Annotated in this window: 21 protein-coding genes, 1 tRNA gene and 1 pseudogene; 14 read left to right on the forward strand and 9 right to left on the reverse strand. The window is 71.6% G+C overall.

Translation table 11 applies throughout. The features are described 5' to 3' along the window. Positions 1 to 141 precede the first annotated feature (141 nt). Complete coding sequence (locus tag B9S64_RS12805) at positions 142 to 2634, reverse strand: SUKH-4 family immunity protein (RefSeq protein ID WP_109492047.1); 2493 nt, start codon at positions 2632 to 2634, stop codon at positions 142 to 144. A gap of 7 nt (positions 2635 to 2641) precedes the next feature. Then, complete coding sequence (locus B9S64_RS12810; RefSeq protein ID WP_103488626.1) at positions 2642 to 3619, reverse strand: SMI1/KNR4 family protein; 978 nt, start codon at positions 3617 to 3619, stop codon at positions 2642 to 2644. A gap of 237 nt (positions 3620 to 3856) precedes the next feature. Between B9S64_RS12810 and B9S64_RS12815 the strand changes: the two genes are divergently transcribed. The 3 genes from B9S64_RS12815 (at position 3857) to B9S64_RS12825 (ending at position 5806) form a co-directional block, all read left to right on the forward strand. Next, complete coding sequence (locus tag B9S64_RS12815; protein ID WP_028441320.1) at positions 3857 to 4378, forward strand: YwqJ-related putative deaminase; 522 nt, start codon at positions 3857 to 3859, stop codon at positions 4376 to 4378. Between the two features lie 10 nt (positions 4379 to 4388). Continuing rightward, the gene (locus B9S64_RS12820) at positions 4389 to 4910 is read left to right on the forward strand and encodes an SUKH-3 domain-containing protein (protein WP_103488627.1); all 522 of its coding nucleotides are present in this window, start codon (positions 4389 to 4391) and stop codon (positions 4908 to 4910) included. 170 nt (positions 4911 to 5080) lie between these two features. Then, positions 5081 to 5806, forward strand: a complete 726-nt coding sequence (locus B9S64_RS12825) for a DUF981 family protein (RefSeq protein WP_037877616.1) — start codon at positions 5081 to 5083, stop codon at positions 5804 to 5806. Positions 5807 to 5869: 63 nt separating this feature from the next. On the opposite strand, the gene B9S64_RS12830 is transcribed toward B9S64_RS12825, so the two are convergent. Further along, positions 5870 to 7195 (reverse strand): sensor histidine kinase, encoded by a 1326-nt coding sequence (locus B9S64_RS12830; RefSeq protein WP_103488628.1) that lies wholly within the window; start codon positions 7193 to 7195, stop codon positions 5870 to 5872. A 154-nt stretch (positions 7196 to 7349) separates the two neighbouring features. Here B9S64_RS12830 and B9S64_RS12835 point away from each other — a divergent pair, with 154 nt between their 5' ends. From B9S64_RS12835 to B9S64_RS12865, 7 genes are all read left to right on the forward strand, one after another. Next, on the forward strand, positions 7350 to 8219 hold the full coding sequence (locus B9S64_RS12835; protein ID WP_103488629.1) for a hypothetical protein: 870 nt from the start codon (positions 7350 to 7352) through the stop codon (positions 8217 to 8219). 11 nt (positions 8220 to 8230) lie between these two features. Next, positions 8231 to 8301, forward strand: a tRNA-Gln gene (locus tag B9S64_RS12840). 110 nt (positions 8302 to 8411) lie between these two features. After that, complete coding sequence (gene glmU / locus B9S64_RS12845) at positions 8412 to 9860, forward strand: bifunctional UDP-N-acetylglucosamine diphosphorylase/glucosamine-1-phosphate N-acetyltransferase GlmU (protein WP_103488630.1); 1449 nt, start codon at positions 8412 to 8414, stop codon at positions 9858 to 9860. Positions 9861 to 9979: 119 nt separating this feature from the next. Continuing rightward, positions 9980 to 10957: a ribose-phosphate diphosphokinase gene (locus tag B9S64_RS12850; RefSeq protein ID WP_103488631.1), complete on the forward strand. Its 978-nt coding sequence runs from the start codon at positions 9980 to 9982 to the stop codon at positions 10955 to 10957. A 201-nt stretch (positions 10958 to 11158) separates the two neighbouring features. Then, positions 11159 to 11737: a 50S ribosomal protein L25/general stress protein Ctc gene (locus B9S64_RS12855; protein WP_103488632.1), complete on the forward strand. Its 579-nt coding sequence runs from the start codon at positions 11159 to 11161 to the stop codon at positions 11735 to 11737. Between the two features lie 177 nt (positions 11738 to 11914). Continuing rightward, a complete protein-coding gene (gene pth, locus B9S64_RS12860) occupies positions 11915 to 12508 on the forward strand; it encodes an aminoacyl-tRNA hydrolase (RefSeq protein WP_103488633.1) in 594 nt (197 codons plus the stop codon). Between the two features lie 75 nt (positions 12509 to 12583). Next, positions 12584 to 13054, forward strand: a complete 471-nt coding sequence (locus tag B9S64_RS12865; RefSeq protein ID WP_037877626.1) for a hypothetical protein — start codon at positions 12584 to 12586, stop codon at positions 13052 to 13054. A gap of 34 nt (positions 13055 to 13088) precedes the next feature. Here B9S64_RS12865 and ppc read toward each other — a convergent pair whose 3' ends face one another. Next, positions 13089 to 15818 carry a phosphoenolpyruvate carboxylase gene (gene ppc, locus B9S64_RS12870; RefSeq protein ID WP_103488634.1) on the reverse strand — a complete coding sequence of 910 codons (2730 nt, stop codon included), beginning with the start codon at positions 15816 to 15818 and terminating at the stop codon, positions 13089 to 13091. Positions 15819 to 16188: 370 nt separating this feature from the next. Between ppc and B9S64_RS12875 the strand changes: the two genes are divergently transcribed. Then, complete coding sequence (locus B9S64_RS12875; RefSeq protein ID WP_028441331.1) at positions 16189 to 17175, forward strand: fatty acid desaturase; 987 nt, start codon at positions 16189 to 16191, stop codon at positions 17173 to 17175. Next, positions 17172 to 17858, forward strand: a complete 687-nt coding sequence (locus B9S64_RS12880) for a TetR/AcrR family transcriptional regulator (protein ID WP_078569060.1) — start codon at positions 17172 to 17174, stop codon at positions 17856 to 17858. Before B9S64_RS12875 ends, B9S64_RS12880 begins: the two co-directional genes overlap by 4 nt. 129 nt (positions 17859 to 17987) lie before the next feature. Here B9S64_RS12880 and B9S64_RS12885 read toward each other — a convergent pair whose 3' ends face one another. After that, positions 17988 to 18782, reverse strand: a complete 795-nt coding sequence (locus B9S64_RS12885; RefSeq protein WP_103488635.1) for a trans-aconitate 2-methyltransferase — start codon at positions 18780 to 18782, stop codon at positions 17988 to 17990. 88 nt (positions 18783 to 18870) lie between these two features. Between B9S64_RS12885 and B9S64_RS12890 the strand changes: the two genes are divergently transcribed. Then, the gene (locus tag B9S64_RS12890) at positions 18871 to 19368 is read left to right on the forward strand and encodes a MarR family winged helix-turn-helix transcriptional regulator (RefSeq protein WP_028441334.1); all 498 of its coding nucleotides are present in this window, start codon (positions 18871 to 18873) and stop codon (positions 19366 to 19368) included. On the opposite strand, the gene B9S64_RS12895 is transcribed toward B9S64_RS12890, so the two are convergent. Beyond that, the gene (locus B9S64_RS12895) at positions 19327 to 20097 is read right to left on the reverse strand and encodes a response regulator transcription factor (protein ID WP_103488636.1); all 771 of its coding nucleotides are present in this window, start codon (positions 20095 to 20097) and stop codon (positions 19327 to 19329) included. The genes B9S64_RS12890 and B9S64_RS12895 overlap by 42 nt on opposite strands. 268 nt (positions 20098 to 20365) lie before the next feature. Between B9S64_RS12895 and B9S64_RS12900 the strand changes: the two are divergent. Continuing rightward, a pseudogene (locus B9S64_RS12900) lies at positions 20366 to 20803 on the forward strand (GNAT family N-acetyltransferase); the annotation flags it as partial. On the opposite strand, the gene galK reads toward B9S64_RS12900, so the two are convergent. The 3 genes from galK to galT are packed head-to-tail and all read right to left on the reverse strand — an operon-like array spanning position 20793 to position 24009. Beyond that, a complete protein-coding gene (galK, locus tag B9S64_RS12905) occupies positions 20793 to 21992 on the reverse strand; it encodes a galactokinase (protein ID WP_103488637.1) in 1200 nt (399 codons plus the stop codon). The pseudogene B9S64_RS12900 and the gene galK sit on opposite strands and share 11 nt — an antisense overlap. Next, positions 21989 to 22969, reverse strand: a complete 981-nt coding sequence (gene galE / locus B9S64_RS12910) for a UDP-glucose 4-epimerase GalE (RefSeq protein WP_109492048.1) — start codon at positions 22967 to 22969, stop codon at positions 21989 to 21991. The genes galK and galE overlap by 4 nt, the downstream gene beginning before the upstream one ends. Further along, complete coding sequence (gene galT / locus B9S64_RS12915; protein WP_103493538.1) at positions 22966 to 24009, reverse strand: galactose-1-phosphate uridylyltransferase; 1044 nt, start codon at positions 24007 to 24009, stop codon at positions 22966 to 22968. The genes galE and galT overlap by 4 nt, the downstream gene beginning before the upstream one ends. Between the last annotated feature and the right edge of the window lie 145 nt (positions 24010 to 24154).

Genomic DNA, 24154 nt, shown 5'->3' on the forward strand with positions numbered 1-24154 from the left:
GTCAAGGATGCGGCAAATGATGCCGGAAGTCGGAATCGATCAGCTGTTTTCAAGACGGAAGCGATCGGCATCACAGAACGCACAAAAAGGAACGCGCCCGGACCACAACGGGTCCGGGCGCCACTCCTTCGACGGGTCAGATCACAACAGCCCATCCCACATCTGCTCCAGCAGAACCGACCACCAGCTCTCCGGCGACGCCAGCGCCGCCGGGTCCAGCGCCGCCAACTGCGCCTGGAAATCGACGGTCCAACGGCCCGCCTGCTCCGGATTCAGCCCGTACCGCAGCCGCCACATCCGGCCCAGCAACGCCATCGACCGTACGAACTCGGCCAGTCCGGTGTTGACGAACTGCGGCGGCACCGGCTGCCCGCCGGGACCCGCCTCGACCGGCACGGCCACGATGTTCGCCGTGCCGTACTGCACACAGACCGCCCGGCCGAAGTCCGACCCCATCACGAGGTACGAACCCGCGTCGGACGCCGCCGGCACCTGCCGCTGCGCGGCCAGCTCACCCAGCGTCGGCACCACCGGCTGCCCCGGCTGCCCCCAGAAGAACGGCCCGAAATCGGCGGGCAGCCCCGCCCACACCAGGGTCCGCGCCACGCTCTCCGGCACGCCCTGACGCGACACCGCCCGCTGGTCGAAGCGGAGTACGCCCTGCGGGCCGAACGCGCCGAGCATCTCCTCGGCCAGCGCCTCCGGCGGCAGCGGCGGCGCGGGCGCCACCTGCGGCAGCGGCGCCCGCACCGGGGCCGGCCGCGCCGGACCGTCCGCCACCTGGTGCAGCTCGCCCTGATGCGTCAGCAGAGCGCGCATGCCCTGCTGCCGGCTCGCGTGGTCCGTGCCGTACGGGGCGACGCTCGTGATCCGGACCTGCGGCCACATCTCCCGGATCATCCGCGCGCAGTACGCGCCCGGCAGCTCACACGACTCCAGCTCCGTGTGCAGCTCGATGACCTGCTGCGGCGGCACGTTCATCGCCCGCAGCTCGTGCAGCATCTGCCACTCCGGGTGCGGGGTGCCCGGCGCGGACCGGCGGATCAACCGCTGCTCGCTGCCGTCGGGCGCCCGGAACCTCAGCACCGCCTGGTAGCCGGGGCCCACCGTCGGCTGCCCGGCCGGCTGCTGCGGATAGCCGTACGCCGGGGGCGGCGGTGTGTGCGGACCCGCCGGAGCACCGGGCGGACCCGGAGGGCGCGGCAGGTTCGGACCGCCGATACTCGCGTCCGCGAACACCGTCGCGGCATGGTGCACCCCGCCACCGGGCGGCGTCGCACCAGGAGGAGCGGGCGGACCGGGCGGCGGGGTCGCACCCGGAGCACCGGGCGGACCCGGAGGACGCGGCAGGTTCGGGCCACCGATGCTCGCGTCCGCGAACACCGTCGCGGCGTGATGCACCCCGCCACCGGGCGGCGTCGCACCAGGAGGAGCGGGCGGGCCGGGCGGCGGGGTCGCCCCGGGAGGAGGGGGCGGGCCCGCGGGCGTCGGCGCACCCGGGGCGGGGGTGGCGCCGGGCGGACCCGTCTGCGGCACCAACTGCGTCGGTACGTAACCCCCAGGAGCGCCCGGAGCGCCCGGCACACCCGGGGCTCCCGGCGGGGGCACGGCGCCCCCCGGCGTACCGGGCGCGCCCGGTGGCGGCGGGGTCGTCGGCCCCGTCCCGCGCGCGCCACGCGGCGACACGGTCGCCTTGCTGGTGGCCGCGTCCGCGATGTCCGCGGCCGAGGAACCCGAAGTCCCGGACGAGGCCGGGCCCGTCGGCACCCCGGGAGCGGCAGGCGCACCGGGACCGGCGGGCGTCCCGGAGGGCGGGGTGCCCGGTCCGGACTGCGGGTCGAGCCCCGGGACGACCGCCGTCCTGGGCAGCTGGCTCCCGCCCGACATCAGCGCGGTCGGCGCCTCCGCCGACACACCCGGGGGCGGGGTGTCGTCGTCGTCCGACCCGGACAGCGGCGGTGCGAACACCGTCGCCGGCAGCCCCACCTCGCCCTCGTCCGAGCCCGCGTTGGTGTCCGTGCCCGCCCACGGGGTGGCCCCGGCCGGCACCCCGTCCGACGCCGTCGGCTCGTGGTCCTCCTCGCCACCGGCGGCCGGCCAACCACCCGAGGACGACCCCGTGCCCGACGCCGCCGTACCGGACGGCACCGCGTCGGACGGCTCCGGGCGGGCGGCCCCCTGAGCGGGAACGCCCCCCGAGGGGGCGCCGCCGGTGCCGCCCGAAGACGCCCCCTCGGGCGCCGGCTCCGCACGCCGGTCCGGGATGCCCAGCTTGTCCGCCGCCTCCTGGAGCCACTCCGGCGGAGTCAGCAGGAACGACGTCTGATTCAGATCGATGCGCTGCGGCGGCTCCGGAGCGGCCGGGGCCGTGCCACGCGCCCCGTACTCCTCCTCGTACCGCCGGATCACCTCACCCACCGGCAGCCCCGGCCACAGCGTGGCCTCACCGCTGTCCCGGGCGATCACCAACCGCTGGCGGCCCCCGTCCGACACCGGACCGTCCGGCCGGTCCTCGGCCCACACCACGAACCCGAGTTCGAACTCACGGACCCGCACCTCACGGTGCTGATACGCGGGCACGTCACCGTTGACCCACTCGTCCGCCCGCTCCTGCGCCTGCGCGAACGTCACCATCCCGCGCTCACCCCTCCACCGGGACGGCCCGCGCGAAGCCGCCGTCCACCATCAGGTTCGCCACCGTCTCCAACTCCGGCGGGTTGCCCGCCAGACGCTGGAGGAAGGCGTCGAAGTCCGCACCGCACGGCAGCAGAAGCCGCTCCACCCGCTCCCCCACGCTCCAGCCGTCCTGGTCCCGGGCGTCGTCGTACGCGCAGAACCACACCGACCCCACGTCACCGCCCCGCACCTTCACGGCGACAATCCCGCCCTGGACGAAACCGACGCCCAGATAGTCCTTGGTGAAGTGGTCCCGCAGACACTTGTTGACGTACACCAGGTCGTTCACGGCGGCCTCCTCGCGCACCGTGAAGAACGGCTGGTCCACCAGCAGACCCAGCTCCGCGTCCAGCGCCACGCCCACCGGGGCACAGCCGCCGGCCGCCTTGAGGAAGGAACGGTAGGCGCCCGGAAGCCGGTACCCCAGATCCTCCTCGACGCCCAGGATCTGCTGCTCGGCCACCGCCACCGAAGCCTTCGGCAGCCCGAAGTGCGCCGGCCGGGTCTCCTGCAACGGGCGCGTACCCCGCCGGGTCTGGTCCACCGACGCCGTCGCCAGACCACCGTGGTGGCGCAGCAGCGCCTTCACCTCGACCGGGACCAGCTCCATCCGGCGGCCACCCGCCACGTGGTGCCAGGTCCAGCCGTGCGGAGTGGCCACCGGAGCGATCGTGTCCCACAGCTCGTGACCCGCCGCCGCCATCGCCGCGTTCGCCGACACCACGTCCGTCAGCCGCAGCTCGTCGATGCCGAACCCCGGCGGCGGCTCGGCGATCTCCGCGACCGCACGGGCGTACGGCGAGAAGTCCGGGCGGCCGTGCTCGTCCACGCGCACACCCCTGGGGTGACGGGACGCCCGGACGGGGTCCGGGAAGTGCACGACCTGCCCGGCATAGGCCGCGTTCGGTGGCGCGGCTTGCTGCCCGAGCCGACCTGTCGTCATGGCGGTTGCCCCCTGCTGCGTCTGGTGTTCCGCACAGCCTATGCGGTGGCACGACGGCCACCCCCGCCCCGGAACCAGGCGTCACGCAGCGTCACCATCAGGTGACGGCTACACCACACCACCGCCACAAATCCGCGACACGCAGACACGTTTCCCCCACCCAGCTTTCCCACCACGCTGCACATTTGGCAGGCTGTGCTCCGCAACTCGGGGGATTGCGGGAGGGAAGTCCACAACATGCACCCTGCACAAACAGTCACGTCCGGAGATCCGCGACTCAGCTGGAGCAGCACCGAACCGAGCCGCACACCTCAGCTCCACCACCGCCGCGACGGCATCCTGCCCGCCGTGGCCGCAGCCCTGTCCGTACGCGGCGAAACACTCACCTGCACCGCCGGCAAGGGCGACCAGCCACCCGTCCTGCACCCGCTCGTCCAGGACTTCCTCGACACCCTCACCAGCAACCAGCGCGAACGCTTCACCGGGCGCTGCCCCGAGGCGATACTGCTCTCCCGTCAGCTCACCGCCGCCGACAGCAGCCGCTCCAAGCGGGCCCAGCGCAAGCCCCTCACCAACGGCGAGGCCCGCCGCGCCCTCAAGCACGCCCGGATCACCGCCCGGCACATCCGCGAGGACGGCGACCCGCTCCACGGCGGCTACGCGCCCCCCTGCCGCTCCTGCGCGGTGATGCTCGCCCACTTCGGCGTACGCCCCGTCGACCTCACCACCGGCGCGGCGACCGCCGCCGAGAAGAGCTGAGCCGCCAGCCATGCGCGAACGAAGCGACATCCCCGCCCAGCAGGGCCACGCCCCCTCGGCACGCTTCCCGGGCCCCGTCGAGGCCGCCCTGCGGGAGGCGGGCTGGGAACCGGGGCGCTGGGACATCCGCCAGGCCGAGGAGTGGGCCGACGCCCTGCGCTCCCACACCTCACCCGCCGGACACCAGCACGCCGTCTTCCCGGCCGCCGTCGAGGCCTGGGCCGAATTCGGCCGGCTCCGCGTCACGGCCTCCGCGCCCGGCCGGCAGATCGCCCCCGCCGTCCTGCGCGTCGACCCCCTGCGGGGACTCCACCTGGCCCGCACCCTCGGCGACCTCGGCCGCGCACTGGAGACCGAGGTCGCCCCGCTCGGCGAGGAGGGCGACGGCCAGGCCGTCCTCGCCATCGACAGCGAAGGACGGGTCTACTCCATCGACCACACCGGCGACTGGTACCTCGGCTCCGACATCGACCGGGCCCTGGGCACCCTGATCACCGGCGTCCAGCCCACCCGCCTCAGCCAGACCGCCTGACGTCCGGGGAAGACCGGCCGGGACCGGGCGGAACCCGGCCCACCCGCCGACCGGCCGGGACCGGCCCATCCGCCCGGTTCACCCGCCCCGGCACCCCCGAACAGCCGTAAAACGCCCGCACGCGCACCGCATTACGCCGATTCACCCCCGTACGCCCCTACGCTCCGCGCATGATCAGCCACACCCTGCCCCTCGCGGCATCAGGTCTCAAGATCGACTGGACCAAGATGCCCACGTACAACACGATCATGTCCCTGGCCGCCGGAGCCGGGCTCATCCTCGTCGTCGCCCTCGGCTACCGGCTCCTGCGGCCCGCCGGCACCGTCAACCTCGACGGCTGGGTACTCGCCTTCGGCGCACTCGGCTTCATCCTCGTCACCACCGGCCTCCACATGACCCTCACCTGGCCACTCGCCGGACAGGGCTTCCCCTTCGACAACATCATCTTCGGCGAGCCCGCCCTCGGCTTCGGCACACTCCTCGCCTTCGCCGCCTTCTACCTCTGGAAACGCGGCGACACCCTCCTCGCCGCCCCCGACCGCACCCGCCGCATCGCCCACATCGCCTCCCCCGTCTCCGTCCTGGTCTTCGGACTCGGACTCGCCTGCTTCGGCATCGCCGCCGCCGGCTGGAAGTACACCCTCTTCGCCGCACCGCCCGAAGAACCCATCTCCGGCGAGTTCGCGGACATGCCCATGCTCGAAGCCAGCTTCATGTCCAGCCTCTACGTGCTCGTCGGCATCGGAGCGCTGCTCTTCCCCTTCGCGCTCCACCGCCCCCGGAGCCCCCTGACCCTCGTCGTCGGCGCCGTCTGGGCCCTGGCCGGAGTGATCTTCCTCTTCTTCGGAGGCCTCAACTACTTCACCCACATCGGCCTCATCGTCAACACCATGTGACACCGAGACGTCAACACCACGTGACACCAGGACCGGTGGCCCCACCGCCGGACCACCCGGGACTCACACCGCGGTCCCGCCCTCCGGCAGCACCGCGGACACCCGGAACCCGCCCGCGTCGGTCGGCCCCGACACGAACACACCCCCCAGCGCCAGCACCCGCTCCCGCATCCCCACCAGCCCGTTGCCCCCACTGGGCAGACCCGCGTCCGCGGTGGCACCGTCCGCCGGACCGTTCTCCACCTGCATCGCCACCTCCGCGCCCCGGTGCGCCAGCCGGACCCACGTCTTCGCACCCGCCGCGTGCTTGTGCGCGTTCGTCAACGCCTCCTGCACCACCCGGTACGCCGTCTGCTCCACCTCCGGCGCGTACGCACGCGTCTCCCCGTCCACCGACAGCTCCACCGCCATCCCCGCGTCCCGGGACTGCGCCACCAACGCCTCCACCTCGCACAGCCGGGGACCGTCCTCCACGACCACCACCGCCGCCTCGGCCGCCACCCGGCCCACCGACGCCAACGGCACCCGGCCCACCGGCCCGGGCACCAGCGCGTCCCCGCTCCGCAGCACCCCCAGCATCTCCCGCAGCTCCGTCAACGCCTGCCGGCCCATGTCACCGACCAACGCCGCGTTACGCACCGCCTTCGCCGGGTCCTTCGGCGCCACCGCCTGCAACGCCGCCGCGTGCACCACCATCAGACTCACCCGGTGCGCCACCACGTCGTGCATCTCCCGGGCGATCCGGGTCCGCTCCTCCGTACGCGCCCACTCGGCCCGCTCCTCGGCCCGGTCCGCCAGCAGCGACAGCTCCCGCTCCAGCGAGTCCGCCCGCTCCCGCAGGCTCTCCATCAGCCGGCGCCTCGCCCCGATGTAGAGCCCGAACAGCACCGCCGGCGCCGTCAGCCCCAGCGCCATGAACAACGACACCAGCGGGATGTACCAGTCACCCGGACCGAAATCCACGTCGGCGTGCGCGCTGACGCTCTGCCGCAGCCGCACGTACCCCACGACGAACGAACCGACGAAGGTCATCCCCGCCAGCACGATCGTGATCCTGCGCGGCACCTCCGAGGCGGCCAGCGTGTACAGGCCGACGAGCCCCATCAGAAAGCCCATCTCGGCCGGCGTCGTGGCGATCGACACCAGGACCACCGCGATCGGCCACCGGCGGCGCACCACCAGCACCGAACCGGCCAGCAGCCCGAACAGCACCCCCAGCGGCACCGGCAGCCCCGTGTCCCCGGCGAACTCCACCCCCTCCAGCGCGCACTCCAGCGCCGAGACCAGCGCCAGCCCCACGTCCAGGGCGACACCACGCCGCCGCTCCCACCACCAGTACGCGCGGGTGGTCCCACCCGGCGCTTCCTGGTCTGCCCCCGTTGCGGTCATGGCATCCAGCGTACGGGCGGCCGCATCCGTTTTTCCGGAGAGTCCGGCAGCACAGGAGGCGAACGCCCGGGACCGGAACGCACCCGGTCCCCACGATCCGGTGAACCACGCGCCTCTTCGACCGGACGTCCGCATTCCGCACGATCGTGTCCGTATGACCCAGCCCCACGACAGGTACGCGGACTTCGAGGGCCTGCGGGAGAAGGCGGTGGCGCTGCGCCGTGACGGGCTCAGCCTGCGCCAGATCCGCGACCGGCTCCACGTCCACAACAACGACCTCCTCCAGCGCCTCGTGAACGGCGAGCCCGCCCCGGAGTGGACGAGACGCCCCCGGGCCCGGGACGACCTGCGCGAGCGCGCCCGGGAGCTGCGGCGCCAGGGGCTGACGTACGACGCGATCCAGGTCGAGCTGGGGTGCTCGAAGAGTTCGGTCTCGCTGTGGGTGCGGGACCTGCCGAAGCCGCCGCGACGCTCCCGCGAGGACGCCTCGGCCGCCGCCAGGCGGGGATGGGAGGCCACGCTCCGCCGTCGCGAGACGGAACGCCTGCGGACCAGGGAGGCGGCCCGCCGGGAGACGGCGACGCTGAGCGAGCGCGAGCTGTTCCTGGTCGGTGTCGGGCTCTACTGGGCCGAAGGCGCCAAGTCCAAGCCCTACCGACGCCAGGAGCGCGTGTCCTTCGTCAACAGCGATCCGGACATGATCAGCGTCTACCTCGCCTGGCTCCGTCTGCTCGGTGTCACCCCGGAACAGCTCAGGTTCCACGTCCACATCCACGAGTCCGCCGACGCCGCCGAGGCGGAACGCTTCTGGGCCCGGCACGCGGACGCGGACCCCTCGCGATTCGGCAAGACATCACTGAAGAGGCATCAGCCCGGGAGCAACCGGAAGAACGTCGGCGGGGAGTACCGGGGTTGCCTCGTGATCCGTGTACTGCGGAGTGCGGAGCTGTACCGTCGCATCGAAGGCTGGTGGTACGGCATAGTAGGGGCTGCGCTTCCGCCCGAGAAGGAAATTCGGGCATAGCACCCATACTATCCCGGGTCGTCTAATGGCAGGACAAATGGTTTTGGTCCATTGAATGAGGGTTCGATTCCTTCCCCGGGAGCCCCCGCAGCGCGGGCCCCGACCCAACCGGTCGGGGCCCGCGCTCGTTTCGGGCCCGAACACCCCCGGTATCCTGCGGATGTCCATCACCCGAAGCCGAAGGGCACATCCGTGAGCACCACAAGCCCGGCAGCCGTCGTCGTCCTCGCAGCGGGTGAGGGCACCCGTATGAAGTCGAAGACTCCCAAGGTCCTGCACGAGATCTCCGGCCGTTCGCTCGTCGGTCATGTCGTCGCCGCCGCCCGGGAGCTCGGTCCGCAGCACCTCGTCGTGGTCGTCGGGCACGCGAGTGAGCAGGTCACCGCGCATCTCGCCGCCGACGAGACCCCCGTACGCACCGCCTTCCAGGCCGAGCGCAAGGGCACCGGGAACGCCGTCCGGATGGGGCTCGACGAGCTGGGCGGGGCCGTCGAGGGGACCGTGATCGTCGTCTGCGGCGACACCCCGCTGCTCTCCGGCGCGACCCTCTCCGCGCTCGCCGCCACCCACACCGCGGACGCCAACGCCGTCACCGTGCTGACCGCCGAGGTCCCGGACTCCACCGGTTACGGCCGGATCGTCCGCGACGCGGCCACCGGCGCCGTCACCGAGATCGTCGAGCACAAGGACGCCACCGACGCGCAGCGCGCGATCCGTGAGATCAACTCCGGCGTCTTCGCGTTCGACGGCCGGCTGCTGGACGAGGCGCTCGGCAAGGTGCGGACGGACAACAGCCAGGGCGAGGAGTACCTCACCGACGTGCTGTCGATCCTGCGTGAGGACGGCCACCGGGTGGGCGCCTCGGTGGCGGGCGACCACCGGGAGATCCTGGGCATCAACAACCGCCTCCAGCTCGCCGAGGCACGGCGGCTGCTCAACGAGCGGCTGCTGGAGCGCGCGATGCTCGCCGGGGTGACGGTCGTGGACCCCGCGTCCACGCTGATCGACGCGACGGTGACGTACGAGCGCGATGTGGTCGTGCACCCGGGCACCCAGCTGCTGGGTACGACGCATCTGGCGGAGGACTGCGAGGTCGGCCCGAACTCGCGGATCAAGGACACCGCGGTCGGCGCCGGGGCGCGGCTGGACACCACCACGGCGGACGGCGCGGAGATCGGCGCGGGGGCGACGGCGGGCCCGTACGCCTATCTGCGTCCGGGGACGCGGCTGGGTGTGAAGGCCAAGGCCGGGACGTATGTGGAGATGAAGAACGCCACGATCGGCGAGGGCAGCAAGGTCCCGCACCTGAGCTACGTCGGTGACGCGACCATCGGTGACCACACCAACATCGGCGCGGCGAGCGTCTTCGTGAACTACGACGGTGTGGCCAAGCACCACACGACGATCGGGTCCCACTGCCGGACCGGTTCGGACAATATGTTTGTGGCACCCGTCACGGTCGGGGACGGTGTCTACACCGCCGCGGGTTCGGTCATCACCAAGGACGTGCCGGCCGGCTCTCTGGCTGTCGCGCGGGGCCAGCAGCGGAATATCGAGGGCTGGGTGGCCCGGAAGCGTCCCGGAAGCCCGGCGGCCCAGGCGGCCCAGGCGGCGGGTCAGGAGTCCGACGGCGAAAGCTGACCGGAAACAGGTGCGCCCCAGGCGGCGTACCGTGATAGGTGCTCACCCATTTCGGCTGGCTCGTCGCACATCGGGACACATGCGCGCGGCGCCAGATACACGTCTGAGGAGACTGTGCTGTGACCGGGATCAAGACGACCGGCGAGAAGAAACTGATGCTCTTCTCCGGCCGCGCCCACCCCGAGCTGGCCGAGGAGGTCGCGCACCAGTTGGGTGTGGGCCTCGTGCCGACGAAGGCCTTCGATTTCGCCAACGGTGAGATCTATGTGCGGTTCCAGGAGTCCGCGCGTGGCGCCGACTGCTTCCTGATCCAGAGCCACACCGCTCCGATCAACAAGTGGATCATGGAGCAGCTGATCATGCTGGACGCGCTGAAGCGCGCGTCCGCCCGGTCGATCACGGTGATCGTGCCGTTCTACGGTTACGCCCGCCAGGACAAGAAGCACCGTGGCCGTGAGCCGATCTCGGCGCGGCTGATCGCGGATCTGATGAAGACGGCGGGCGCGGACCGCATCCTCACGGTGGATCTGCACACGGACCAGATCCAGGGCTTCTTCGACGGTCCGGTGGACCACCTGTTCGCGCTGCCGATCCTGGCGGACTACGTGGGTGCGAAGGTGGACCGGTCGAAGCTGACGGTCGTCTCGCCGGACGCGGGCCGGGTGCGGGTCGCGGACCGCTGGTGCGACCGGCTGGACGCGCCGCTGGCGATCGTGCACAAGCGCCGTGACAAGGACGTGCCGAACCAGGTCAGCGTCCACGAGGTCGTGGGCAACGTCGAGGGCCGGGTGTGTGTGCTGGTCGACGACATGATCGACACGGGTGGCACGATCTGTGCCGCCGCGGACGCCCTGTTCGCGCACGGGGCGGAGGACGTCATAGTGACGGCGACGCACGGGGTGCTGTCGGGCCCCGCGGCGGACCGTCTGAAGAACTCGAAGGTGAGCGAGTTCGTGTTCACGGACACGCTGCCGACGCCGGGTGAGCTGGAGATCGACAAGATCACGGTGCTGTCGATCGCGCCGACGATCGCGCGTGCGGTGCGTGAGGTGTTCGAGGACGGTTCGGTCACGAGCCTCTTCGAGGAGCAGGGCTGATCCCGGGCTGATCCCCGGGGCCGGTGATCCACTTGGGGTGCGGCCTCCCCGCCGGGTAGACTCATGGAGTTGCTCGGCGAGGGAGGCCGTTCTCATGAGGGATCATGAGGGCCGGCGGTCCGTTATCGACGCGCTCTTCGTAGCAGGCCTGTCGTGGGCCGGGTGACCATCGAACGTTCGTCACCTTGCGAGGAGTGCACCATGGCCGAGATCAAGCTCGCCACCGAGGCCCGTACCGAGTTCGGCAAGGGCGCCGCCCGCCGTATCCGTCGTGCCCACCAGGTTCCCGGCGTGGTCTACGGCCACGGCGCCGAGCCGGTCCACATCACGCTGCCGGGCCACGACCTGCTGCTGGCGCTGCGTACGCCGAACGTCCTGATCGGTCTGGAGATCGACGGCAAGGACGCGCTGGTCATCCCGAAGGCCGTGCAGCGCAACCCGCTGCGTGGCGACATCGAGCACGTCGACCTGCTCACCGTGAAGCGCGGCGAGAAGGTGGACGTCGAGGTCGCCGTGCAGGTCGAGGGTGCGCTGGCTCCGGGTTCGAACCTGCTCGAGTACGTCATGAACACGCTGCGCGTGCAGGCCGAGGCGACGAACATCCCCGAGTCCGTGACGGTTTCCGTCCAGGGCATGGACGCCGGTCAGTCGGTCTTCGCCAAGGACATCCCGCTGCCCACCGGTTCGGTGCTGGTGGACGACCCGGAGGCCGTCGTGCTGTCGGTCGTCACCGCGCAGGCCGAGCCGTCCGAGGAGGACGGCGAGGGCGAAGAGGCCTGAGCCTCGCCGCACCTGCTTGACTGACGGGGTGGCGTGTCCCTCACGGGGGTCGCGCCGCCCCGTTTTTCGTTGTCCGACCCGTTTTTCGTTGTCCGACCCGTTTCGTGGTGCGCGCGTATGCGCTGTGTGCCCCGTTCCGCTGTCCGTCCGTTCCATGCGCGAGGAGACCGAACGCAGATGTCCGACGCCACCGACCCCTGGCTGATCGTGGGCCTCGGCAATCCCGGCCCCGAGTACGCGGCGAACCGGCACAACGTCGGGTTCATGGTCGCCGATCTGCTGGCGACGCGGATCGGCGGGAAGTTCAAGCGGGCGCAGAAGGCGCAGGCCCAGGTGGTGGAGGGGCGGATGGGTCCGCCGGGTCCGCTGAGCCGTCGGGTGGTGCTGGTGAAGCCGATGTCGTACATGAACCTGTCGGGTGGGCCGGTGACGGCGCTGCGGGACTTCTACAAGGTGCCGACGGATCATGTGGTGGCAGTGCACGACGAGTTGGACATCGACTACGGGACGCTGCGGTTGAAGCTGGGGGGTGGCGACAACGGGCACAACGGGCTGAAGTCGATGACGAAGGCGATGGGTCCGGACTATCACCGGGTGCGGTTCGGGATCGGCCGGCCGCCGGGCCGTATGCAGGTGGCGGACTTCGTGCTGAAGGACTTCTCGTCCGCCGAGCGCAAGGAGCTGGCCTATCTGGTGGACCGGGCGGCGGACGCGGTGGAGGCGTTGGTGGCGGACGGTCTTGAGCGGGCGCAGTCGGCGTACAACTCCTGACATTCCTGTCGCTTCCTGGGTGTTTTCCGGCCACGAGTTGACCAAGGGTCCGGCTCTCGCCAAAGATCTGCCCCCATGAAGCGGAGCACGTCCCACCGGCTGTTGCACCACGGCCGTACGTTCGCGGCCGGCTGTGTCGTCCTGTTGCTGCTCGTGGCGGGGGTGTGGGCGTCGTGGGAGAGGGCGCACCACATCGTGCTGGCCAAGGGCCGTGAGCACGGGACGATGTCGGTGACGGGGTGCGGCGAGGACATGTGTACGGGGTCGTTCGCGCCGGACGCCCAGTCGGAGCGGCGGTCCGGGGTGACGATCGAGCGGTCCGTGGCGGTGCGCAAGGGTGACCGCTTCCCGGTGGTGGTGAAGCCGGGGACCGGGGAGGTCGTGCGGACCGGGGTGCCGGGGTTCCTGCACGCCTGGGTGCCGTTGGGCGGTGCGCTGGTGCTGGCGTCGCTGCTGATCGCGGGGGGTCTGCGGCTGACGCGGACGGCGTGGGGCACGGGGGCCGCGGGGGCGGTCCTGCTGGCGGCGACGTTCTTCGCGCTGTGACAGGACCGCGCCCGCGGGTGTTCCGGGGTGTGGGTCAGCCGGTGTTGCGGAGTCCGGCGGCGACGCCGTTGACGGTGAGCAGCAGGGCGCGGGCGAGCAGCGGGTCGGGTTCTTCTCCGCGTTCGGCGGCCTGGCGCTGGCGGGCGAGCAGGGACACCTGGAGGTAGGAGATCGGGTCCAGGTAGGCGTCGCGGATGGCGAAGGTCTGCTGGAGCACCGGGCTGGTGTCGAGGAGTTCCTTGCCGCCGGTGACCTTGAGGACTTCCCGCACGGTGAGTTCGTGCTCGGCCTGGATGACGTCGAAGACGTGCTTGAGCGGGTCGGGGACGAGGGTGTCCACGTAGTGGCGGGCGATGCGCAGGTCGGTCTTGGCGAGGGTCATCTCGACGTTGGAGAGGAAGTTCTGGAAGAAGTGCCACTGTTCGTGCATTTCGTCCAGGACGGTGTCGAGGCCGGCTTCGCGCAGCGCCTTGAGTCCGGATCCGACGCCGAACCAGCCGGGGACGATCTGGCGTGACTGGGTCCAGCCGAACACCCAGGGGATGGCGCGCAGTCCGTCGAGCGAGACGCCTGAGCCGGGGCGGCGGGAGGGCCGCGAGCCCAGGTGGAGGTCGGCGAGCTGGTCCACGGGGGTGGAGGCGAGGAAGTACGCGGGCAGGTCGGGGTCTTCGACGAGCTTGCGGTAGGCGGTGTGGGCGGCGTCGGAGACGGTGTCCATGGCCGCGTCCCAGCGGGCGAGGGCCTCGTCGGACTGGCGGGGCGCGGTGTGCAGGGCGGAGGCCTGGAGGGTGGCCGCGACGGTGAGTTCCAGGTTCTCGCGGGCGAGCGCGGGGATGAGGTACTTGTCGGAGATGACCTCGCCCTGTTCGGTGACCTTGATCTCGCCCTCCAGGGTGCCCCAGGGCTGGGCGAGGATGGCGTCGTGGGAGGGGCCGCCGCCTCGGCCGACGGTGCCGCCGCGGCCGTGGAAGAGGCGCAGGCGTACGCCGTAGCGGTGGGCGACGTCGCGCAGGCGCCGCTGGGCGCGGTGGATCTCCCACTGGGAGGTGGTGATGCCGCCGAACTTGGAGGAGTCGGAGTAGCCGAGCATGACCTCCTGGACGTCGCCGCGCAGGGAGACGAGGCGCCGGTAGGAGGGGTCGGCGAGCATGGCGTCGAGGATGACGTCGGCGGCCTTGAGCTCGTCGGTGGTTTCGAGGAGCGGCACGATGCCGATCTTGGCCCAGCCGCCGTGCAGGTCGAGGAGTCCGGCCTCGCGGGCGAGGACGGCGGCGGCGAAGACGTCGTCGGCGCCCTGGCACATGGAGATGATGTAGGACTCGATGACTTCGGGGCCGAAGCGTTCGAAGGCCTGGCTGATGGTGTGGAAGACGCCGAGGGTCTTCTCGCCGGCGGCGTCCAGGGGTGCCGGGGTGGGGGCGAGGGGGCGGCGGGAGCGGAGTTCCTTGGCGAGGAGCTTCTGCCGGTAGTCGCGGGGCATGTCGGCGTAGCGCCAGGATTCCTCGCCGAGCCGGTCGAAGAGCTGGCCGAGGGCGTGGTGGTGGGCGTCGGCGTGTTCGCGTACGTCCATGGTGGCGAGCTGGAGGCCGAACGCGGACAGGGTCCGGATGGTGCGGTCCATGCGGCCGTCGGCGAACAGTCCGCCGCGGTGTTCGCGCAGGGAGGTCTGGATGAGGGTGAGGTCGTGGATGAGTTCGGAGGTGCCGAGGTAGTCGCAGCCGGGGCGGTGCGGGGTGCCGGTGGCGAGGCGTTCGCGGGTGTTGACGAGCTTCTGGCGGATGCAGGTGGCCTTGAGCCGGTAGGGCTCTTCGGCGTTGAGCCGCTTGTAGCGGGGGCTGATCTCCGGGAGGAGTTCCAGGTCGGTCTGGAGGGAGGTGAGGAGCTCGTCGGTGGCTCCGGCGTAGCGGATGGAGTTGGAGAGCAGTCCGCGCAGGTAGTCGATGAGTTCGAGGGCGTCGGTGATGCCGTGTTCGTGCTGGAGGATCAGGACGTCCCAGGTGACCTTGGGGGTCACGTTGGGGTTGCCGTCGCGGTCGCCGCCGATCCAGGTGCCGAAGGTGAGGGGGCGGGTGCCGGCGGGGAGTTCGACGCCGACGCGTTCGAGTTCGGCGGCGAGGTCCTCCAGGACGTCGCCGACGGCTTCGGCGTGGAGTTCGTCGAGGTAGTAGATGGCGTTGCGGGCTTCGTCGGTGGGTTCGGGCCGTACGACGCGGAGTTCGTCGGTCTGCCAGATGAGGTCGATGTTCTCGGCGAGCCGCAGGTCGTGGCGGCGGCGGTCGGCCTCGATGACGGGGGTTTCCAGCAGCTCGGCGATGCGGCGGAGCTTGTTGAGCACGGAGCGGCGGGCGGCTTCGGTGGGGTGTGCGGTGAAGACGGGGCGGACGTTGAGGTTCTTCACCGTCTCGCGCAGGTGTTCGGGGTCCGCGTCCTTGAGCCGGTCGGCGGTGCGGGCGAGGACTCCGCCGTCGGCGGCCCGGCGGTCGCGCATCTCGTGGGCGCGGTGGACCTGCTCGGTGACGTTGGCGAGGTGGAAGTAGGTGGAGAAGGCGCGGACGAGCTGGGCGGCGGTCTCCAGGGCGGTGTCGCCGAGGAGCTGGGCGGCCGCTTCGCCGTCGGTGCGGGTGAGGGCCCGGACGCGTTCGACGAGGTCGAGGAGTTCGGGGCCCTCCTGGCGTACGAGGGTCTCGCCCAGCAGGTCGCCGAGGCGTCGGATATCGGCCCGCAGTTCGGTGTTCGCGGCGGGGGTCTGGTCGGCACTGCTCACAGTGTGCGGCTCCTTGCAGTGGTGGGAAGAGGTGCGTCGCGTAAGCGTCTCCCTGGAAGGTGGCGGCGGGAGACCGGTGAGCACGTCTGTCACAGGGGTCCGGGGTCGTCGCGGTACTCACGCCACCCCGGGTGAACGCAGAGTGCGGACCGCGCTGTCCGACCCACCCAGGATAGGTGGCCGGGGGACGGGCGTGTGGGCAGCCCTGGGGAGTGGTTGACGGTGGGGCCGGGGGTGGGTGTCACCGGGGTGGTGGCGTGGGCGGTCTCGTGTCGCGGGTGGTTTCGCTGCCATACTTACGTTGCCGTAGGTTACGGAAGCGTAGCCCGGTCATACCGTCATATTTCCTCACCTCACGGGGGACTCCCCTATGACCACCAGCCCCGATGTACTCGACGACGGCCTGCCGTCCGCCGTCCCCGATCCCGCACCCTCCTCCGGCACGCTCGGCGGAGACAACAAGCGTTCGATCGAGCAGATCGCGCTGCTGCTGTTCATCGTGGTGCCCTTCGCGGCCCTGGTCGCCGCGGTGCCTCTCGCCTGGGGCCGCGGTGTGAGCTGGCTGGACCTGTCCCTGATGGTCTTCATGTACTACCTCGGCTGCCACGGGGTGACGATCGGCTTCCACCGCTACTTCACGCACGGCTCCTTCAAGGCGAAGCGGCCACTGCGCCTCGCCCTGGCGGTCGCGGGCTCCATGGCGGTGGAGGGTCCGCTGGTGCGCTGGGTGGCCGACCACCGCAAGCACCACCGCTTCTCCGACGCCGAGGGCGACCCGCACTCGCCGTGGCGGTTCGGCGACGACCTCCCGGCCCTGCTCAAGGGCCTGTGGTGGGCCCACATCGGCTGGATGTTCAACGAGGAGCAGACACCGCAGCAGAAGTACGCGCCCGACCTGGTCAAGGACCCCGCGATCCGGGCGATCTCCCGCCACTTCGTGAGCTTCACCGTCCTCTCGCTGGCCATCCCGCCGCTGGTCGGCGGACTGGTGACGATGTCGTGGTGGGGCGCGTTCACCGCGTTCTTCTGGGGTTCGCTGGTCCGGGTGGCGCTGCTGCACCACGTGACCTGGTCGATCAACTCCATCTGCCACGCGGTCGGCAAGCGGCCCTTCAAGTCCCGTGACCGCTCGGGCAACGTGTGGTGGCTGGCCGTCCTCTCGTGCGGCGAGTCCTGGCACAACCTGCACCACGCGGACCCGACGTGCGCCCGGCACGGGGTGCTGCGCGGCCAGATCGATTCCAGCGCCCGGCTGATCCGCTGGTTCGAGCAGGCGGGCTGGGCGCGCGACGTGCGCTGGCCGGACGCCTCGCGTATGGCCTCCCGCCGCAAGCCCGTGGGCGCCGACCCGGCATGATTGAGGACGTGGTCACCGACTCAGGCAGCAACGGCGAGAAGAGCAGGACTTCCCCTACCCGACGGGCCCGGCGGGTCCGGATGACCGGTAAGGAGCGCCGGGAGCAGCTGCTGGACATCGGCCGCACCCTGTTCGCGGACCGGGGCTTCGAGGGCACCTCGGTCGAGGAGATCGCGGCCCGCGCGGGGGTCTCCAAGCCGGTGGTGTACGAGCACTTCGGCGGCAAGGAGGGCCTGTACGCCGTCGTGGTGGACCGCGAGATGCGCCAGTTGCTCGACCTGGTGACGGGCGCGCTGACCGCGGGCCATCCGCGTGAGCTGCTGGAGCAGGCGGCGTTCGCCCTGCTGGACTACATCGAGACGTACACGGACGGGTTCCGCATCCTGGTGCGGGACTCCCCCGTCGCCCAGTCCACGGGCACATTCGCGTCGCTGATCAGCGACATCGCCACGCAGGTGGAGGACATCCTCGGCCTGGAGTTCAAGGCCCGCGGCTTCGACCCGAAGCTGGCGCCGCTCTACGCGCAGGCCCTCGTCGGGATGGTGGCGCTGACCGGGCAGTGGTGGCTGGACGTCCGCAAGCCGAAGAAGGCGGAGGTCGCGGCCCATCTGGTGAATCTGGCCTGGCACGGGCTGGAGAACCTGGAGTCGAAGCCGCGCCTGATCGGCCACCGCAAGAACTGACGGCCCGCGCCCGCTCACCCGGCCCCGTGTCCCGCCGGCCGCTCTCCGGCCCCGGCGGGGCGCCGGGGCCGTTCCCGTCCGGTGTGACGCCGTTCCCGTCCGGCGCGGCGTGGCGCCGGGGCCGGGGTACTACTCGGGGGTCCGGGCCACCGCGAAGACGCGGCGGAAGGGCAGCACCGTGCCGTGGGGGCCCGGCGGGTAGGCGGTGCGCAGCAGTTCGCGGTAGGCGGCGACGAAGGCGTCGCGGGCTTCGGGGTCGTCGGCCAGGGCGGTGAGTACGGGGCGCAGCCCGGTCCCCTTCACCCAGTCCAGGACGGGGTCCTCGCCCGTCAGGAGGTGCAGATAGGTGGTCTCCCAGACGTCGGCCTCGCAGCCGAGGCCGGTGAGGTGGGCGAGGTACTCCGCCGGGGTGTCCACCGCGTCGCCGTGGCGCAGCACCCCGCCCAGCCGGTCGCGCCAGCGCGGTGACGCGGCGAGTTCGCGCATCAGGGTGTGGCTGGGGGCGTCGAAGTTGCCGGGGACCTGGAAGGCGAGGGTGCCGCCGGGGGCGAGGGCGTCCAGCCAGCGGGGGAAGAGCGCGGTGTGGTCCGGCACCCACTGGAGCAGCGCGTTGGAGACGATCAGGTCGTACGTCTCGCCGGGGGTCCAGGTCGCGGCGTCGGCCTCGGCGAAGTCGAGGCCGGGTCCGGCGTGGGCGCGGGCCCGCTCCAGCATTCCGGGGGAGTTGTCGTAGCCGGTGACACGGGCCCCGGGCCAGCGTGCGGCGAGGAGGGCGGTGGCGTTGCCCGCGCCGCAGCCGAGGTCCGCGATGCGTGGGGCGGGGTGCGGCAGGGGGCCGACACGGGCCAGCAGATCGTGGAAAGGGCGGGTGCGGTGGTCGGCGTGGCGGAGATACTGCTGGGGGTCCCAGACGGGTGAGGTCATGGTTCCAGCATCACCAGCCACTTGTTTCGATGTCAAGATACTCGAAATCAAGAGACTTCATGTCGAGGGACCCTTTACACTGATCGACATGGAGGACGAGGTCGACCGGCTGGTCGCTGCATGGCGCCGAGAGCGCCCGGACCTCGACGTGGAACCGCTCGAGGTCCTGAGCCGTGTCTCCCGCCTGGCCCGCCATCTCGACCGGGCCCGCAGGATCGCCTTCGCCGAGCACGAACTGGAGCCCTGGGAGTTCGACGTCCTGACGTCGCTGCGCCGCGCCGGCGCGCCCTACCAGCTCTCCCCCGGCCAGCTCCTCACCCAGACGCTCGTCACCTCGGGCACCATGACCAACCGCATCGACCGGCTCACCAAGAAGAACCTGGTCGAACGGCTGCCCGATCCGAGCGACCGCCGCGGTGTGCTCGTCCGGCTGACCGCCGAGGGCCGTGACAAGGCCGACCAGTCGCTGGCCGGCCTGCTCGACCAGGAGCGCGCCATCCTGGGCGAGCTCTCCGGCCGGCAGCGCTCCGAGCTGGCCGGTCTGCTACGCCGGCTGACCGCCCCGTTCGACAACATCCCCGGCTAGCGCGACCGGGCCGACCCCCGCCCGGCGGGCCAGGGCCACGGCGGCGAGCGTCGAGTGCACCCCCAGCTTGCCCAGGACGTTCTGCATATGGGTGCGCACCGTGTGCGGGGAGAGGAAGAGCCGCTCCGCGACCGCCTTCCGGCCGAGCCCCGCGACCATGCAGCGCAGCACCTCCCTCTCACGCGGGGTCAGCGACTCCACCAGCTGCTCGCTCTCCGTACGGTGCCGGCGCGCGGTGGTCAGCTCCCGCAGGACCCCGGTGAGCAGCGCGGGCGGCAGATGCGTCTCGTCGCGCAGCACCCCCCGGATGACGGCCAGCAGGCGTTGCAGGGAGCAGTCCTTGGCGACCCAGCCCGACGCGCCGGCCTGGAGCGCCAGCGCGGCGCGGCCCGGATCGTCCTTCTCGGCGAGCACCACCGTACGGACCGAGGGCCTGCTGACCCGCACCCCCGCCACCAGCGAGATGCCGTCCACCGGGGCGTTCCGGTCCGGTGCGGCCGGGGGGCGCGCGCCGGAGGCGGTCGCGCCCAGGTCCGCGTCGACCAGCATCACGTCGTAGTGCCGGTTCTCGGCGGCCGCGCGTTCCAGACACCGCAGGGCGGCGGGCCCGCTGCCCGCCGCGGCCACGTCCACGTCCGGTTCGGCCGCGAGGGCCGCCGCCAGTGACTCGGCAAAGATGCGGTGGTCGTCGACCACGAGAACCCGGATACGAGCCACAGGCACCCCCATGCTGCGTTTGCTCCTGGGGGCGCCTCTGCGCGGCCGGCCCCGACGGCGGACGGACCACCGCGGATACGACGCCCGGACCGTTCGAGGCGACCGGTCCGCACGGCCGCCGCCGTGCCGGGCCGGCGCCCACCCGGGCGTCGCATCCGACTGTCTCGTCCCCTGAATCGGCACCGGCCCCCACCGGTGCTGTGCATCAGCGTACGGCGGGTAGGGGGCGGCGGAGAGCAATTCGCAGAACTGACCGTCCGACGTGTTTAGGGTGTGCCTCATGTTCCGTCTTGAGACAGAAGTGGACAAGGAACGTCGTATTCTGCTGGGCCGTCGGCTGCACGACGACGACTGGGACGGATCCTCCGGCCTGCGGGCCCTGCACTCCACTTCCGCCGAGCACGAACTCCCCCTGGACGTATGGCTCCTGGACGAGGACGGGACCCTGGTCGGCGGGCTGGCCGGGCGCACCTGGGCGTACTGGCTCCATGTGGACCTGCTCTGGGTGGACGCCCGCCACCGGGGCGAGGGCCATGGGGCCCGGCTCCTCGCCCAGGCGGAGCGGACCGCCCGCGAGGACCGGGCCTGCACCCGCTCCCGGCTGGAGACCTGGGACTTCCAGGCCCCCGCCTTCTACCGGAAGCACGGGTACGAGGTGGCCGGCGAGGTCGCGGACTACCCGCCGGGCGTCCATGAGTTCACCCTGGTCAAGCGGCTGGACCAGCCGGAACCAGACGCCGGGCACCGGCCGAGGGGACTGCGGGGAAGACTCCTGGGACGGCGTGTCCGGCCGAGGTGAACGCCTCCACCACGGCCTTGGTGACGGTGTCCGCCGCCGAGTCCTCCACCAGCACGATCGCGGAGCCGCCGAAGCCGCCACCGGTCATCCGGGCGCCGAGCGCACCGGCCGCGCCGGCCGCGGAGACCACCAGGTCCAGTTCGGGGCAGGAGACCCGCAGGTCGTCGCGGAGCGAGCGGTGCCCGTCGTCGAGCACCGGGCCCGCCGCCCGTACGTCACCGGCGTCGAGCAGTTCGATGACCCGCTCCACCCGGTGGTTGTCGCTCACCACATGGCGGACGTAGCGCACCACGGACTCGTCCACGCCCGCCGCCTCCAGCGCGCCGAGCGCGTCGCCCAGACCGTCGTACGGCAGGTCGCGCAGGGTGGGTATGCCGAGCGCCCGCGCGCCCGCCTCGCAGCCGGCCCGCCGCTCCGCGTACGCGCCGTCCCCCAGCGAGTGCTTGACGCGGGTGTCCACGACCAGCAGCCGCAGGCCGTGCGCGGCCAGGTCGAAGGGCACCTGGCGCTGGGTGAGGTCGCGGGTGTCGAGGTACAGCGCGTGGCCCTCGGTGCAGCAGGCCGAGGCCATCTGGTCCATGACCCCGCACGGCACGCCGACGAAGTCGTTCTCCGCGCGCTGTCCGAGGACGGCCAGCTCCGGGGCGCTCAGGCCCAGTTCGAAGAGGTCGTTCAGGGCCAGCGCGGTGACGACTTCGAGGGCGGCGGAGGAGGAGAGCCCGGCGCCGACCGGCACGGTCGAGGTCAGCTCGATGTCCGCGCCGGTGACCGGGTGCCCGGCCTCGCGCAGCGCCCACACCACTCCGGCCGGGTAGGCGGCCCAGCCGTGGCCGGAGCGCGGGGCCAGCTCCTCGACGCGCAGGGAGACGACCCCGCCCGGTACGTCGGTGGAGTGCAGGCGCAGTTCGCCGTCGGTGCGGCGGGCCACGGCCGCCCGCGCGGCGTGCGGCAGGGCGAGCGGCATCACGAAGCCGTCGTTGAAGTCGGTGTACTCGCCGATCAGATTCACTCGTCCGGGTGCTGCCCAGACCCCCTCGGGGGCGTGTCCGTACAGCTCGGTGAACGACGCGGTCAGCTCGGCGTGGCCGGTTCCGGCGTGGTCGGTCATGGGGTGGCGGTTTCCTCTCGGCGGGCGAACGTCCAGGCGTCGGCGACGATGGCGGACAGGTCGGCGCGCGACGGCTGCCAGCCGAGCCGCCGCCGGGCGGTGGCCGCGGAGGCGACCAGCACGGCGGGGTCCCCGGCGCGGCGCGGGGCCGCGGTCTCGGGGACCGGGTGCCCGGTGACCCGCCGGACGGTCTCGATGACCTCGCGCACGGAGAAGCCGTTGCCGTTGCCGAGGTTGCAGATCAGGTGCTCGCCCGCGGTGGCGGCGTCCAGGGCCAGCAGATGGGCGTCGGCGAGGTCCGCGACATGGATGTAGTCACGCACACAGGTGCCGTCGGGGGTCGGGTAGTCGTCGCCGTACACCGAGATCGACTCACGGCGGCCGAGGGCGACCTGGAGGACCAGCGGGATGAGGTGGGACTCGGGGTCGTGGCGCTCACCGCAGGCGCCGTAGGCCCCGGCGACGTTGAAGTAGCGCAGGGAGACGGCGGCCAGGCCGTGGGCGCGGGCCTCGCCGCTGATCATGTGGTCGACGGCGAGCTTGGAGGCGCCGTACGGGCTGGTCGGCGCGGTCGGGTCGGTCTCGGTGATGAGGCTGGACACCGGCTCGCCGTAGGTCGCCGCGGTGGACGAGAAGACCAGGGTGCGCACCCCGGCGTCCCGCATGGCGGCGAGCAGGGCGGTGGTCCCGCCGACGTTGTTCACCCAGTACTTCTCGGGGTCGGTGACGGACTCACCGACCTGGGAGTACGCGGCGAAGTGCAGGACCCCGTCGTAGGAGGCGTCCAGCCACTTGGCGGCGTCCTGGACGCGGCCCTCGACGAACTCGGCCCCGGCCGGGACGCCCTCGCGGAAGCCGGTGGACAGGTCGTCCAGCACGGTCACGGTGTGACCGGCTTCCAGCAGGTGGGCGGCGACGACACTGCCGACGTATCCCGCGCCGCCCGTCACCAGGTACTTCTTCCCCGGGTTGCTCACTCGCTCGCTACCTCTCGCAGTCGCTGGGCCGCGGCCTCCGGCGGCACGTCGTTGATGAACACGTCCATGCCGGACTCGGAGCCCGCGAGGAACTTCAGCTTGCCGGAGGTCCGCCGGATGGTGAAAAGCTCCAGATGGAGCCCGAACTCCTCCCGCCCGGGTGCCCGGAAGGGCGCCTGGTGCCAGGCGGAGATGTACGGGGTCGGCGGCTCGCCGGGGCCGAAGATCCGGTCGAATCGCCTCAAGAGTTCCAGATAGACCTGTGGGAACTCCGTGCGCGCCGCCTCGTCCAGCTCCCGCAGGTCGGCGACCCGGCGGCGCGGGTAGAGGTGGACCTCGTAGGGCCAGTGCGCGGCGTACGGCACGAAGGCGGCCCAGTGCTCGCCCTCCAGGACGATCCGGTCGCCGTCGGACAGCTCGCGGGCCACGACGGCGTCGAACAGGTTGCCACCGGTCTCCGCACGGTGGGCCGCGGCCGAGCGCAGCATCCGCTCGGTGCGCGGGGTGACGAAGGGGTAGCCGTAGATCTGTCCGTGCGGGTGGCCGAGGGTGACACCGATCTCGGCGCCCCGGTTCTCGAAGCAGAAGACCTGCTCGACCTGCGGAAGCCCGGCGAGGTCGGCGGTCCTGTCCGTCCAGGCCGCGAGGACGAGCGCGGCCTGCTCCTCGGTGAGCCCGGAGAAGGACACGTCGTGGTCGGAGGTGAAGCAGACGACCTCGCAGCGGCCAGAGTCACCGGCGAGCGAGGGGAAGCGGTTCTCGAAGACGGCGACGTCGTAGTCCGCGTCGGGGATCTCGCTGAACCGGCCGTCCTGGGACGGGCAGAGCGGGCACTCGTCGGCCGGCGGGTGGTAGGTACGCGCCTGCCGGTGCGAGGCGATGGCCACGCTGTCACCGAGCAGCACGTCACGGCGGATCCCGGAGGAGGTCGAGACGGCGTCCAGCGGCCGCTTGTCGACCGCGTCCCGGACGGTGTCGTCCGCGCGGTCGTAGTAGATCAGCTCACGGCCGTCCGCGAGGGTCGTAACCGTCTTCTTCACCAGGGTCCTCCATGTAACCGCCCTCTCAACATAACCGCACACAATTAATCACAACTCAACATGAGCGTCAATGACGCCTGGTCGGGGTCTGAGGAACATCCGTGTCAGATCGTGCGCCAAGGGTTCGCTGGGCAGTTTGGTGCTG

Origin of the sequence: Streptomyces sp. SM18 (assembly GCF_002910775.2) — a bacterium.
GTDB lineage: Bacteria > Actinomycetota > Actinomycetes > Streptomycetales > Streptomycetaceae > Streptomyces > Streptomyces halstedii.

Excerpts from the sequence above, each read along its gene's own strand:
- B9S64_RS12805 (WP_109492047.1), bottom strand. The coding sequence starts at position 2,634 with ATGGTGACGTTCGCGCAGGCGCAGGAGCGGGCGGACGAGTGGGTCAAC.
- B9S64_RS12810 (WP_103488626.1), bottom strand. The coding sequence starts at position 3,619 with ATGACGACAGGTCGGCTCGGGCAGCAAGCCGCGCCACCGAACGCGGCC.
- B9S64_RS12815 (WP_028441320.1), top strand. The coding sequence starts at position 3,857 with ATGCACCCTGCACAAACAGTCACGTCCGGAGATCCGCGACTCAGCTGG.
- B9S64_RS12820 (WP_103488627.1), top strand. The coding sequence starts at position 4,389 with ATGCGCGAACGAAGCGACATCCCCGCCCAGCAGGGCCACGCCCCCTCG.
- B9S64_RS12825 (WP_037877616.1), top strand. The coding sequence starts at position 5,081 with ATGATCAGCCACACCCTGCCCCTCGCGGCATCAGGTCTCAAGATCGAC.
- B9S64_RS12830 (WP_103488628.1), bottom strand. The coding sequence starts at position 7,195 with ATGACCGCAACGGGGGCAGACCAGGAAGCGCCGGGTGGGACCACCCGC.
- B9S64_RS12835 (WP_103488629.1), top strand. The coding sequence starts at position 7,350 with ATGACCCAGCCCCACGACAGGTACGCGGACTTCGAGGGCCTGCGGGAG.
- B9S64_RS12855 (WP_103488632.1), top strand. The coding sequence starts at position 11,159 with ATGGCCGAGATCAAGCTCGCCACCGAGGCCCGTACCGAGTTCGGCAAG.
- pth (WP_103488633.1), top strand. The coding sequence starts at position 11,915 with ATGTCCGACGCCACCGACCCCTGGCTGATCGTGGGCCTCGGCAATCCC.
- B9S64_RS12865 (WP_037877626.1), top strand. The coding sequence starts at position 12,584 with ATGAAGCGGAGCACGTCCCACCGGCTGTTGCACCACGGCCGTACGTTC.
- B9S64_RS12875 (WP_028441331.1), top strand. The coding sequence starts at position 16,189 with ATGACCACCAGCCCCGATGTACTCGACGACGGCCTGCCGTCCGCCGTC.
- B9S64_RS12880 (WP_078569060.1), top strand. The coding sequence starts at position 17,172 with ATGATTGAGGACGTGGTCACCGACTCAGGCAGCAACGGCGAGAAGAGC.
- B9S64_RS12885 (WP_103488635.1), bottom strand. The coding sequence starts at position 18,782 with ATGACCTCACCCGTCTGGGACCCCCAGCAGTATCTCCGCCACGCCGAC.
- B9S64_RS12890 (WP_028441334.1), top strand. The coding sequence starts at position 18,871 with ATGGAGGACGAGGTCGACCGGCTGGTCGCTGCATGGCGCCGAGAGCGC.
- B9S64_RS12895 (WP_103488636.1), bottom strand. The coding sequence starts at position 20,097 with ATGGGGGTGCCTGTGGCTCGTATCCGGGTTCTCGTGGTCGACGACCAC.
- galK (WP_103488637.1), bottom strand. The coding sequence starts at position 21,992 with ATGACCGACCACGCCGGAACCGGCCACGCCGAGCTGACCGCGTCGTTC.